Below are 12,543 nucleotides of genomic sequence, written 5' to 3' on the forward strand. Positions count from 1 at the left end.
ATGGGGTTAGCGCAAGCGAAGCTCTTGATCGAAGCCCCGGTAAACGGCGGCCGTAACTATAACGGTCCTAAGGTAGCGAAATTCCTTGTCGGGTAAGTTCCGACCTGCACGAATGGTGTAACCATGGCCATGCTGTCTCCACCCGAGACTCAGTGAAATCGAATTCGCCGTGAAGATGCGGTGTACCCGCGGCTAGACGGAAAGACCCCGTGAACCTTTACTACAGCTTGGCACTGAACATTGAACCTACATGTGTAGGATAGGTGGGAGGCTTTGAAGGCGTGACGCCAGTTGCGCTGGAGCCGTCCTTGAAATACCACCCTTGTATGTTTGATGTTCTAACGCAGGGCCCTGAATCGGGCTCGCGGACAGTGCCTGGTGGGTAGTTTGACTGGGGCGGTCTCCTCCCAAAGAGTAACGGAGGAGCACGAAGGTTGGCTAATCCTGGTCGGACATCAGGAGGTTAGTGCAATGGCATAAGCCAGCTTAACTGCGAGACGGACAGGTCGAGCAGGTACGAAAGTAGGTCATAGTGATCCGGTGGTTCTGAATGGAAGGGCCATCGCTCAACGGATAAAAGGTACTCCGGGGATAACAGGCTGATACCGCCCAAGAGTTCATATCGACGGCGGTGTTTGGCACCTCGATGTCGGCTCATCACATCCTGGGGCTGAAGTCGGTCCCAAGGGTATGGCTGTTCGCCATTTAAAGTGGTACGCGAGCTGGGTTCAGAACGTCGTGAGACAGTTCGGTCCCTATCTGCCGTGGGCGTTGGATGATTGAAGGGAGTTGCTCCTAGTACGAGAGGACCGGAGTGAACGAACCTCTGGTGTTCGGGTTGTCACGCCAGTGGCACTGCCCGGTAGCTAAGTTCGGAATCGATAACCGCTGAAAGCATCTAAGCGGGAAGCGAGCCCTGAGATGAGTCATCCCTGACCCCTTGAGGGTCCTAAAGGGCCGTTGGAGACCACAACGTTGATAGGTGGGGTGTGTAAGCGCGGCGACGTGTTGAGCTAACCCATACTAATTACCCGTGAGGCTTAACCATACAACACCCAAGAAGTGTTCTGGGCCTTGTAGCGAATGAACGAACTACTTAAAAAATTCAGTGATAGCGACAAGCATCAAGCAACATCGTTATTCACGTCAGCTTTCCAAGATTGAAGAATTTGCCTGGCGGCCATAGCGCCGTGGAACCACCTGATCCCATGCCGAACTCAGAAGTGAAACGCGGTAGCGCCGATGGTAGTGTGGCATTCGCCATGCGAGAGTAGGACACTGCCAGGCACCAATTAAACAACGCTGTGAGACATCACGACGTTGGCCGAGAGGATGACACCTCGTTGAAGCGGCAGACAATTTAGCGAAAAGCTAACCAGACAGCGGAGCGGTAGTTCAGTCGGTTAGAATACCGGCCTGTCACGCCGGGGGTCGCGGGTTCGAGTCCCGTCCGCTCCGCCACTAATTTGAAAGGCCTTCCTGACTAGGAAGGCCTTTTTGCTATGGGCGGTTTTTCCCACTTACCCCAGATTTGCACACCAGAACCAACACCAAAGCCCGGTCTCTCGACCGGGCTTTGGTGTTTTTAGCGAATTAAACAGCCAATGTTTGGTTTTTACCTGCCAAGAGAGTGCCAGATAGCCTGCTATTTCCACCATTGTTGAGCCATGCGGGCTTCATTCGCGACTATTTGAACGAGTCTACAGGCGGCCAAATCAGGCTTCTATCGCCTGCTGGCTACAGGGCAGTGCCATATTGACCACCCCGTCTTCCATCTGGACGTCGATCTTGAATCCCAGCCGTTTGGCGAGGTTGACCATGCCGCGATTGCTCGGCATGGTCATGCCGGATAGCTGGCCAATCCCCTGCTCTTTGGCATAACGGATGATCTTCTCCATCATCAGTTTGCCGAGCCCCACCCCTTTCAAGTCCGATCGCACCAGAATGGCAAACTCGGCATCGCTCAGGTCCGGAGTCGAGATAGCGCGCACCACGCCGAGGATCTGATCCTGCAGCTCGCCATCTTGCCCCACTGCCACAAAGGCCATCTCCCGGTCGTAATCGATCTGGGTCATACGAGCCAGCTCTTCATGACCCAGTTCACCCACATCGGCGAAGAAGCGTTTGTACCTGTCTTCATCGGAGACTTGCAGCACGAACTGCTTGTGAGCCGGTTCATCTTCCGGCCGGATCGGGCGCAGCAGGATATGGCGCTGATCTTTAAGCCAGGCGCCTTCCTCCAGTTCGGTTGGATAGGGGCGGATCGCCAGTCGGTTGCTGGCCGGGAGGGCGGGGTCAGCCAGCGTGAGGCTGGCATCCAGCACCACCATCTCGGCGCCGCACGCTTGCAGCGGGTGCAGGTCCAGCTCCTGAATCTCCGGAAAGGCGAGCAATAGCTCGGAGAGCTGGCAAAGCACTTGGCCCAAGGCATCGATATCCAGTCGCTCCGGCGTGGCCTGTTCGCGGATCTTGCGGCTCTTGAGGGCACCGATGATCTGGTAACGAGCCAGCGCCTGATTGAGCGGTGGCAAGGCTGCTACCATCTCCTGCGGTTCGGCGCCTGATTCCCCCAGCAGGATGACGGGGCCAAAGATGGCGTCTTGCTGGATCCGCACCCGTAGCTCCAGGCCACCGCTGCGGCGGGCCATCCGCTGCACCAGCAAGCCTTCGATGCGGGCGCCCGGATCGTGTTGTCTGACCCGATCCAGAATGGCATCTGCGGCTTGCGCCACTTCGGCCGAGGTACGTAGGTTGAGCACCACCCCGTGCACGGCAGACTTGTGCAGGATATCGGGGGAGCGCAGCTTCACTGCCACCGGATAGCCGATCTGCTCGGCGGTCAGGGTCGCCTCGATGGCGTCGGTAACGATCCAGGTTGGCAGGGTCGAGAGGCCGGCAGCCTGCAAAATTGGATGCACCAGATGGGTATCCAGCCTCAGCTGTTTGCGCTCCTGCGCCTGACGTATCAGCTGTTGGCACAGCTCGACATTGAGCTGGTTGCCGTGTAGTGACGCCGGGGTTTCCATCAACTGCTTCTGGTTGCGGCGGTATTCCACCATGTGCATGAAGGCGGCCATGGCGCTTTCCGGCGTGCGGTAGGTCGGGAACCCCGCCTCGGTAAAGAGTTTGCGCCCTTCCTGCGCCGAGTATTCGCCCGCCCAGTTGGTGAGGATGTTGAAACGGCGCGCCCTGGGGTGCTGTTTCAGATGGGCGATAAGATGGCTGGCCAGCGGTGCGCTCGGTGCCGTGAGCGAGGGGGCGTGGATGATCAGGATGGCGTCGATACCATCCTCCTGCAACACGCTGTCCAGCGCGTCCTGATAGGTGGTAATGGTGGCATCGCTGCCAATGTCGAGCGGCGGGCGAGCCAGTTTGCCGCCGCGCTCCAGCAGCACATCCACCGCCATATTGGCCAGCCCGCGGCCGTTGGAGATGATGGCGAGCCGCTCCCCCTTGAGGGTCATGGAGTGGCTCAGGGTTTCGACCGCGGCGAACAGTTCGTGGGTATCCCGCACCCGCAGCATACCGGCGCGGCGGATGGCGGCATCATAGACATTGTCGAGGCCGTGTACCGGATCGTGGCGCCCGCTTTTCAGCACCAGGATCGGCTTGTTGCGCGAGGCTGCCCGCGCCGCCGAGAGAAAGTGGCGGGCGTCGTGCAACTTGTCCATGTAGATCAAAATGGCGCGGGTGACGCTGTCGCGGGAGAGTTGGTCCAGCAGCTGGCCGAAGTCGATATCGCAGTGATCACCCAGCGAGATGAAGGCGGAAAAGCCCAGTTCATGCTGCTTGGCCCAATCCAGAATGGTGGTGCTGACGGCGGCGGATTGCGAGAGAAAGGCGACCTGCCCCGGCTTAGCAGCGATGGGGGAAAAGCTGGCGTTGATCCCCTGGCCGGGCAGCAGCATTCCCATGCTGTTGGGGCCGAGCAGGCGAATGCCATATTGTTGGCAGACCCGTTTCAGTTCCAGCCGTTCCTCGGGAGAAAAGTCGGCGGCCAGTATGATGGCCGCCCCCGCGCCCTTCTGGCCGAGCGCTTCCAGCAACGGCAAGACCCGCTCCCGCCTGGTGCAGATGATGGCGAGATCCGGAGTCAGCGGCAGGCTGGCGATATCGGGATAGGCCAGCACGCCGGCGATGGCCTTGTTGCGCGGGGCGACGGGGAGGATGGGCCCTTTGAACTGGCCTGCCAGCAGGTGGCGCACGATCACATGACCCGCCTTGAGCGGGTCGGTCGAGGCGCCGATCACGGCGATTGAGTGGGGTTTGAACAGCCGATCCAGACCGCTTGCTTTCATGGGCACTCCCGACAGAAGGGGGAAGATACCAGTCTAATACGCCTTTGTTGCGGGTTCTGTGACCGGATCCTGATCACCGTTTGTTCAGGGCATTGGCACGCAGATAAAAGCGCAGTTCGCCTTGCACCCGGCGAATGGCTCCCAGGTGGCGTTCCTGTAGATAGATATCCTGCTCCCGATCGAGCGCCGTGCTGGGTACGCCCATGCTTTGCAGATACTCGTCAAACAGGGTTGAACCCTTGATCTCTACCAGATGCTGTTTCATGGCTCTCCTCCCTGCGCCTTGGCGTATGTTGATGAACGTCCAGTCTGCGATGACCAGCCAAGTTTGCCTATTGTCACTTTTGACACGAGATTTGACACGAGAGTGCTCACACATCTTTCAGAGAGGGCACAGTGGAGGCGCTGGCTGGCGTTATAGTATGGCGAGGAGCACGAGGCACGGATGGTGCAAGGGATGATCAGAGTCTGGTGGTGGTGCATGGCACTGTGGACGGTTGGCGTATCGGCAACCGAGCAGCCTATCCGCGCCTGGAATCTGCTGCTGGATCACCCCAACCCCGCCGTCGTCCAGTTGCTGCGGCTCTCCCTCGATCTCACCGTGCCCGAATATGGCCCCTACCAGCTGGTATCCAGCCCGCAGATGGAGCAGGGGCGGGCGGTGAAAGAGTTGCGCAGCGGCGAGCTGGTTCAGGTCGGCGTCTTTGCCCCGGATGGCGAGCGAGAGCGGGAGTTGCTGGCAATCCACATTCCGCTGGCCAAGGGGCTGCTAGGCTGGCGGGTGTGCCTCATTCGGCAGGGCGATGAGGGGCGATTTGCCGCGATCGGGTCGTTGGCAGACTGGCATCGCGCCGGGCTCTCCATCGGTCAGCACAGATCCTGGCCCGATACCCAGTTGCTGCGGGCTAACGGCCTCAAGGTAACGGTGGGCAATCTCTATGAGGCGCTCTTCAACATGTTGCGCAAGAAGCGCTTTGACTGCTTCCTGCGCTCGGTCATCGAGGTCGAGGATGAGCTCAGGCAGCATCCGGATCTCGCCATCGAGCCCCGTCTGGTGTTTCGCTATCCGCTGGCGCTGCTGTTCTTCGTCTCCCCCAAATACCCGGAGCTGGCGCAGCGCATCGAGCTTGGCTTGCAGCGGGCGCGGAAAACAGGGGATTTTGACCGGATCTTCGAGGAGGGATTTGGCAGCACCATTCGGCGGTTGAAACTGGATGAGCGGGTGCGCCTCGAGCTGCACAACCCCGACTTGCCGCTGCCCAGCCGCATCATGATGGCCGATCCGGCCCTTATCTATAATCCGGTGTCAGCGCAATGAGCCCTGATTCTGTGCGGTATCCCAGAAGGCGCGGATCAGCGGCTCTTCCAGTCGCTTCTTGAGCACCCCAATACCCACATCAAATGGCTTGAAGGCGGGCTTGAGGTCGATGATCCGCACCTTGTCGCCGAGCGGGCTGTGGTCGATCACCGCAGCCGGTACCAGCCCCACACCACAACCGAGCGCCACCATGGCGACAATCCCCTCGTTGCCCGCCACTTCGGCGTAGATGTTGGGGGCTATCCCCTTGTTGCGAAACCACTGATCGCTGCGTTTGCGGGCCAAGCCCTGCTCGGAGAGGATGACCGGCAGCTGCTCCCAGTCCGGCTCGCCCTGGCGGAACCACTGGTTCAGCTGGGGGGCATTGCGCGGCGCGATAAACACCAGCGGCACCAGTTGCAGGCTGGCAAATTCCAGCTTGGCGGGCAGCGCATCGGGGCGGGCGGCGATGGCGAGATCGGCTTCGTCGGCCAGGATCTTGTCTACCGCCAGCGCCGGGTCGCCGGTCTCCAGCTTGATCTCCAGCTGGGGATAGCGGCGGCGAAAGCGCTCCAGCACCTCGGGCAGCAGGAAGTAGCTGGCAGTGACCGAGCAGAACACCCGCAATCGCCCCTGCAGCGGTTCGTCGCTGCGTTTGAGCTCTTGCTTGAGCTGACGCCACTCCTGCAACAGGCCACCGCCAAACTCGCGCAGCTTCTCGCCGGCGGGGGTGAGCCGCACCGAACGGTTGTCCCGCTCGAACAGGATGCAGCCGGTCTCTTGCTCCAGCCGCTGGATGGCGCGGCTCAGGGTGGAGGGGCTGACCGCCATGGCATCGGCGCTCTTGCCGAAATGAAGGGAGTCGGCGAGGTGGAGAAACAGCTCGAGATTGCGAAGGTCCATTGATCACTTCCTGCTGCAGTCAGGGCATTGCGTCATGCCGAACACTCCTGTTCAGGCAACTGCACCCCAGATAATTCATCTGCGATATTGCTAAAACGGGAGCACCCATGGGGTGAAATTGCCGAGAATCATCTTTCAATTATTGCAACGTACTGTTTCGAATATATCAGTTCAGGCAATAAGTGTCCCGCGCTATAGTGGTTCAGACAACGCCGCTATCCGGCATGGAATCAATCGAACGGAGCAATCACCATGGCTAACTATTTCAACACCTTGAACCTGCGTCAGCAGTTGGCCCAGCTGGGCAAGTGTCGTTTCATGCAGCGCGAAGAGTTCGCGGACGGCTGCAACGTGCTGAAGGGCAAGAAGGTGGTGATTGTGGGCTGTGGTGCCCAGGGTCTGAACCAGGGGCTGAACATGCGTGACTCCGGGCTGGATATCTCCTACGCCCTGCGCAAGGCCGCCATCACCGAGAAGCGCGCCTCCTGGCAGAAAGCTACCGATAACGGCTTCGCGGTCGGCACCTATGAAGAGCTGATCCCGACCGCCGATCTGGTGCTGAACCTGACTCCGGACAAACAGCACTCCAACGTAGTGAAAACCGTGATGCCGCTGATGAAGCAGGGTGCCGCGCTGGGCTACTCCCACGGCTTCAACGTGGTGGAAGAGGGTCAGCAGATCCGCGCCGACATCACCGTCGTCATGGTTGCTCCGAAGTGCCCGGGGACCGAGGTGCGTGAAGAGTACAAGCGCGGTTTCGGCGTACCGACCCTGATCGCCGTTCACCCGGAGAACGATCCCAAGGGTGAAGGCATGGCCATCGCCAAGGCGTGGGCCTCTGCCACCGGCGGCGACCGTGCCGGGGTGCTGGAGTCCTCCTTTGTTGCGGAAGTGAAATCCGACCTGATGGGCGAGCAGACTATCCTCTGTGGCATGCTGCAGGCCGGTTCCCTGCTCTGCTACGACAAGCTGGTTGCCGAAGGGACCGACAAGGCTTACGCCGGTAAACTGATCCAGTTCGGCTGGGAGACCATCACCGAAGCCCTGAAGCAGGGTGGTATCAGCCTGATGATGGACCGCCTCTCCAACCCGGCCAAGCTGCGTGCCTTCGAGCTCTCCGAGCAGCTCAAGACCCTGATGCGCCCGCTGTTCGAGAAGCACATGGACGACATCATCGCCGGTGAGTTCTCCCGCGGCATGATGGCCGACTGGGCCGAAGATGACGTCAAACTGTTCACCTGGCGTGAAGAGACCGGCAAGTCTGCCTTCGAAAACGCCCCGGCGTTTGCAGGCAAGATTGCCGAGCAGGAGTACTTTGACAATGGTGTGGTGATGGTGGCCATGGTCAAGGCGGGTGTCGAGCTGGCGTTCGAGACCATGGTGGCTTCCGGTATTTATGAAGAGTCTGCCTACTATGAATCCCTGCACGAGCTGCCGCTGATTGCCAACACCGTTGCCCGCAAGCGTCTGTACGAGATGAACGTGGTCATCTCCGACACCGCCGAGTACGGCAACTACCTGTTCGCCAACGCCGCTGTGCCGTTGCTGCGCGAGCACTTCATGCCGACCCTGAAAGCGGGCGATCTGGGTGCCAGCAAGGCGGAAGGGCAGAGCGTAGATAACCTGGCGCTGCTGGCGGCCAATGAAGCGACCCGCAACCATCCGATCGAGAAGATCGGCCAGGTACTGCGTGGTTATATGAAAGACATGAAGCGCATCGCCGTTGGCGGTTAAGTCAGCATCGAGCTGGATGATGAAGGGGCGGGGATGACGATCTCCGTCGCCGGTCGGACTGGACACCCGACCAGCCAGCCAGAAAACCCAGCCCGACAGCCATAAATAAAAAAGCCCCGCTCATCGAGCGGGGCTTTTGCATTCAGAAAGGCCGGATAAATCAGGCTTTCCACGCTTTCCAGGTGTTGATCAGACCGTTGGTGGAGCAGTCGTGGCTGGTGACAGCCTCGGCGGTGTTGAGCTCCGGCAGGATCTTGTTGGCCAGCTGTTTACCCAGCTCCACGCCCCACTGGTCGAAGCTGAAGATGTTCCAGATTGCGCCCTGTACGAAGATCTTGTGCTCGTACATGGCGATCAGGGCACCCAGGGTTTTCGGGGTCAGGCTCTTGAACAGGATGGAGTTGGTCGGACGGTTGCCTTCGAACACCTTGAACGGTACCAGATCCTTGACCTGCTCCAGAGTTTTGCCAGCAGCCAGGAACTCGGCTTCGACCTGTTCCTTGCTCTTGCCGAAGGCCAGTGCCTCGGTCTGGGCGAAGAAGTTGGCCAGCAGTTTCGGGTGGTGGTCACCGATCGGGTTGTGGCTGATGGCTGGCGCCAGGAAGTCACAGGGGATCAGCTTGGTGCCCTGGTGGATCAGCTGGTAGAAGGCGTGCTGGCCGTTGGTGCCCGGCTCACCCCAGATGATGGGGCCAGTCTGGTAGTCAACCGGCTTGCCATTGCGATCCACGTACTTGCCGTTGGATTCCATGTTGCCCTGCTGGAAGTAGGCAGGGAAGCGGTGCATGTACTGGTCGTACGGCAGGATGGCTTCGGACTCGGCACCGTAGAAGTTGTTGTACCACAGGCCAATCAGCGCCAGCAGCACCGGCACGTTCTGCTCATAGGAGGCAGTGGCAAAGTGCATGTCCATCTCGAAGGCGCCTTGCAGCAGGGCTTCGAAGTTTTCGAAACCGACGGAGAGGGCGATAGGCATGCCGATGGCAGACCAGGAGGAGTAGCGTCCGCCAACCCAGTCCCAGAACTCGAACATGTTGTTGGTGTCGATACCGAACTCGGCCACGGCCTTGCCGTTGGTGGAGAGCGCAGCGAAGTGCTTGGCAACGTGGGCCTTGTCACCGGCGATGTTGATGAACCAGTCGCGGGCGGTCAGGGCGTTGGTCATGGTCTCCTGAGTGGTGAAGGTCTTGGAGGCCACCAGGAACAGGGTGGTTTCCGGATCGATCTTCTTCAGGGTCTCGGCGATGTGGGTGCCATCGACGTTGGAGACGAAGTGCATCTGCAGGTGGTTTTTGTAGGGGCGCAGTGCCTCGGTGATCATCACCGGGCCCAGATCGGAGCCACCGATACCGATGTTGACCACGTGCTGGATCGCCTTGCCGGTGTAGCCTTTCCACTCGCCGGAGATGATCTTCTCGCAGAAGCCTTTCATCTTGGCCAGTACGGCGTTCACTTCCGGCATCACATCCTTGCCGTCGCATTCGATGGGGCGGTCGGAGCGGTTGCGCAGGGCCACGTGCAGTACCGAGCGGCCTTCGGTCATGTTGATCTTCTCGCCATTGAACATGGCGTCGATCGCGCTGCGAAGATCAGTCTCTTTGGCCAGATCAACCAGCAACTTGAGGGTTTCTTCGGTGATCAGGTTCTTTGAGTAATCAACCAGGATGTCGCCGCCGAAGGTGAGGGAAAACTTGTCAAAGCGCTTCGGGTCCTGCGCGAACAGATCCTTGAGTCGGGTCTCTTTGTTTGCTGCAAAGTGGGCTTCCAGTGCCTGCCAGGCCTGGGTTTGGGTTGGATTGATATTTTTCATAGGATTCCTGAAATGCCAAGTTGTGTTTGAACCTTGCAGGCAAGGTCCCGCCAAACCTTATTATCCGAGCATTATAGCGAGCCGATCGGGCGGCCCGTGTAACAGATTTTTACCGATTGTCTTTTACCGCAATGGGTCACTGTCGGGAGCATACAACCAGAACATTGGGATTATGAGTCACGAAAGCAAGGCGGATCTTGCGCTTGCTCATGATTGGGGCCACCCCGATGGCCTGAAATTGTTTTCATCCGGGTGGCGTGGTTATGCATCAAAACGGCCATGGGCTGGGGCCAGAAACGACAATGCCAGCCCGAAGGCTGGCATTGTGGGTTGCTGCAGAACCGCGATCACGCCTGCGGTTTTTGCATGTGCATCACCATCTGCGGGAAGGGGATCTCGACGCCTTCGGCATCAAAGGTCAGTTTTACCTTCTCGTGGAAGTCGAACCAGACACCCCAGTAATCGGCGGTTTCCACCCAGGGGCGCACCACGATATTGACCGAGGAGTCGGCCAGCGCGGCGACGGCGATGGTAGCGGCCGGATCTTTGAGGATGCGCGGCTCTTCGTTCACCAGACGCTCGAGGATCTGCTTGGCCTTGCGCAGGTCAGAGCCGTAGCCGATGCCGAAGGTCATATCGACGCGGCGGGTATCCATGCGCGAGTAGTTGACGATGGTGCCGTTGAGAATGGCGGAGTTGGGGACTACCACCATCTTGTTGTCACCGGAGGTGAGGGTGGTGGTAAAGAGCTGAACGGACTGTACTACACCGTTGGTGCCCGCTACTTCGATAAACTCGCCTGCCTTGATGGGGCGGAAGATGATCAGCAGGAAACCGGCTGCGAAGTTGGAGAGCGAGCCCTGCAACGCCAGACCGATGGCCAGACCGGCGGCACCGATAATGGCGACGAAGGAGGCGGTTTGCACGCCAACACGGCCCAGCGCGGCGATCACCACGAATACCAGAATGGCGTACTTGAGGATGCTGCCGACGAAGTGAGTGACGGTGGTGTCCAGCTTGCGGGCCTGCATCACCTTGACCACGCCACCGCTGAGGAGGTTGGCGGCGATATAACCGACCAGCAGGGTCAGCAGGGCCGCTGCGATATTGACGCCGTATTCGATCAGCAGTCCCTGATTATTGACCAGCCAGGTCTGCGCTTCGGTAATGATTTCGGGTTCCATAGGATGTCCTGTCAGGTTCTAAAAGGTTTATGGTGGATGAATCTAACACCGCAGCGCGACAGTCCGGGTCGCATCTGGTACTTCTTTTCTGCCATAAAAAACTGACACAAAAAAGAAGGGAGGCCAAGGCCTCCCTTCTTCATGCTCGCTGAAAAGCGCTTCCGATCAGCTCTGCAGCAGCTGACTGCGGATAAATTGCCACTGATCTTCGAATCCGGCGGTCGGTTTGAGCTTGAACTCGGAGCGCACAAACTGACTGATGCGACCTTCGGTGTAGGCCAGCAGCAGATTGGCCAGCATGGTCTCGTCGAGCTGGAAGCCCTGACCTTCGCGCAGCCGCTTCTCGCGCAGCACCTGTTTGATCTGGGTCTCCAGCTTGTCGAACAGGATGCTGATGCGATCCCGCAGCCGATCGTGCTCACCCAGCAGGGCGTCGCCGTTGAGGATGCGGGTGATGCCGGGATTGCGCTCGGCGAACACCAGCAGCAGCTGCAGGATGTGGTGGCAGCGCGCCATGGTGTCCTTCTCTTCCGCCATGATCAGATTGACCCGTGACAGCAGGGAATCCTCGATAAAGTCGATCAGCCCCTCGAACATCCGCGCCTTGCTGGGAAAGTGTCGATAGAGGGCTGCTTCAGAGACGCCGACCTCGGCCGCCAGACGGGCCGTGGTGATGCGCTGACCCGGACTGGTTTCCAGCATATGGGCGAGCGCTTGCAGGATCTGATCGCGCCGACTCTGTTTCTGATTACTGCTTGCCATGGATTCCCCTAAAAAAACAATGGCTTGATTCTGTTATTAAGCACCGCCACATCAGGCTGGTGTGGTCTGTTATTGGCGACCAGAAGAACCAAAACCGCCTTCACCCCGTTCGCTCTGATTGAACTCATCGACCAGTTGGAAGCTGGCCTGAACTACCGGCATGATCACCAGCTGGGCGATGCGCTCGCCGGGTTGCATGGTGAACTCATCTTTGCCGCGGTTCCAGACCGAAACCATCAGCTGACCCTGGTAATCGGAATCGATCAGACCGACCAGGTTGCCCAGCACGATGCCGTGCTTATGGCCGAGGCCGGAGCGGGGCAGGATGGTGGCACACAGACCCGGATCCTGGATGTGAATGGCCAGACCGGTCGGCACCAGGGTGGTATCACCCGGAGCCAGAGTCAGCGGCGCATCCAGCAGGGCACGCAGATCCATACCGGCAGAGCCCGGTGTGGCGTAGGCGGGCAGCGGGAACTCGGTACCGATACGGGCATCCAGAATCTTCAGTTCAATTTGTGTAGTCATGAATCGCTTTTTCAGTTGGATCTTGTG

At 59.2% G+C, this 12,543-nt stretch carries 9 protein-coding genes, 1 tRNA gene and 2 rRNA genes (1 of these 12 only partly in view); 5 read left to right on the top strand and 7 right to left on the bottom strand.

The window, feature by feature from the left end; translation table 11 throughout:
* The 3 genes from I6G90_RS16395 to I6G90_RS16405 form a co-directional block, all read left to right on the top strand.
* Window positions 1–1,048, top strand: a 23S ribosomal RNA gene (locus I6G90_RS16395); it begins 1,842 nt to the left of the window's first position.
* Window positions 1,049–1,172: 124 nt separating this feature from the next.
* Window positions 1,173–1,287: ribosomal RNA gene (rrf, locus tag I6G90_RS16400) — 5S ribosomal RNA — on the top strand.
* Window positions 1,288–1,384: 97 nt separating this feature from the next.
* A tRNA-Asp gene (locus I6G90_RS16405) sits at window positions 1,385–1,461 on the top strand.
* Between the two features lie 254 nt (window positions 1,462–1,715).
* Here the strand turns inward: I6G90_RS16405 and I6G90_RS16410 are convergent.
* Window positions 1,716–4,298, bottom strand: a complete 2,583-nt coding sequence (locus I6G90_RS16410; RefSeq protein WP_197928342.1) for a bifunctional acetate--CoA ligase family protein/GNAT family N-acetyltransferase — start codon at window positions 4,296–4,298, stop codon at window positions 1,716–1,718.
* Between the two features lie 73 nt (window positions 4,299–4,371).
* The gene (locus I6G90_RS16415; protein ID WP_005339486.1) at window positions 4,372–4,563 is read right to left on the bottom strand and encodes a hypothetical protein; all 192 of its coding nucleotides are present in this window, start codon (window positions 4,561–4,563) and stop codon (window positions 4,372–4,374) included.
* A 192-nt stretch (window positions 4,564–4,755) separates the two neighbouring features.
* Here I6G90_RS16415 and I6G90_RS16420 point away from each other — a divergent pair, with 192 nt between their 5' ends.
* A complete protein-coding gene (locus tag I6G90_RS16420; RefSeq protein WP_197928343.1) occupies window positions 4,756–5,616 on the top strand; it encodes a type 2 periplasmic-binding domain-containing protein in 861 nt (286 codons plus the stop codon).
* On the opposite strand, the gene ilvY is transcribed toward I6G90_RS16420, so the two are convergent.
* Complete coding sequence (ilvY, locus tag I6G90_RS16425; RefSeq protein WP_005342097.1) at window positions 5,605–6,498, bottom strand: HTH-type transcriptional activator IlvY; 894 nt, start codon at window positions 6,496–6,498, stop codon at window positions 5,605–5,607. The two genes, I6G90_RS16420 and ilvY, sit on opposite strands and share 12 nt — an antisense overlap.
* A gap of 252 nt (window positions 6,499–6,750) precedes the next feature.
* Here ilvY and ilvC point away from each other — a divergent pair, with 252 nt between their 5' ends.
* A complete protein-coding gene (ilvC, locus tag I6G90_RS16430; RefSeq protein ID WP_197928344.1) occupies window positions 6,751–8,232 on the top strand; it encodes a ketol-acid reductoisomerase in 1,482 nt (493 codons plus the stop codon).
* A 160-nt stretch (window positions 8,233–8,392) separates the two neighbouring features.
* On the opposite strand, the gene pgi is transcribed toward ilvC, so the two are convergent.
* The 4 genes from pgi to dut all read right to left on the bottom strand — a co-directional run bounded on the left by pgi (window position 8,393) and on the right by dut (window position 12,516).
* On the bottom strand, window positions 8,393–10,042 hold the full coding sequence (gene pgi, locus I6G90_RS16435; RefSeq protein WP_197928345.1) for a glucose-6-phosphate isomerase: 1,650 nt from the start codon (window positions 10,040–10,042) through the stop codon (window positions 8,393–8,395).
* 347 nt (window positions 10,043–10,389) lie between these two features.
* Window positions 10,390–11,226: a mechanosensitive ion channel domain-containing protein gene (locus tag I6G90_RS16440; RefSeq protein ID WP_197928347.1), complete on the bottom strand. Its 837-nt coding sequence runs from the start codon at window positions 11,224–11,226 to the stop codon at window positions 10,390–10,392.
* Between the two features lie 165 nt (window positions 11,227–11,391).
* A complete protein-coding gene (gene slmA, locus I6G90_RS16445; protein WP_005339495.1) occupies window positions 11,392–11,988 on the bottom strand; it encodes a nucleoid occlusion factor SlmA in 597 nt (198 codons plus the stop codon).
* Window positions 11,989–12,057: 69 nt separating this feature from the next.
* The gene (gene dut / locus I6G90_RS16450; protein ID WP_005355985.1) at window positions 12,058–12,516 is read right to left on the bottom strand and encodes a dUTP diphosphatase; all 459 of its coding nucleotides are present in this window, start codon (window positions 12,514–12,516) and stop codon (window positions 12,058–12,060) included.
* Window positions 12,517–12,543 lie beyond the last annotated feature (27 nt).

This window comes from Aeromonas allosaccharophila (genome assembly GCF_016026615.1).
Taxonomy (GTDB): domain Bacteria; phylum Pseudomonadota; class Gammaproteobacteria; order Enterobacterales; family Aeromonadaceae; genus Aeromonas; species Aeromonas allosaccharophila.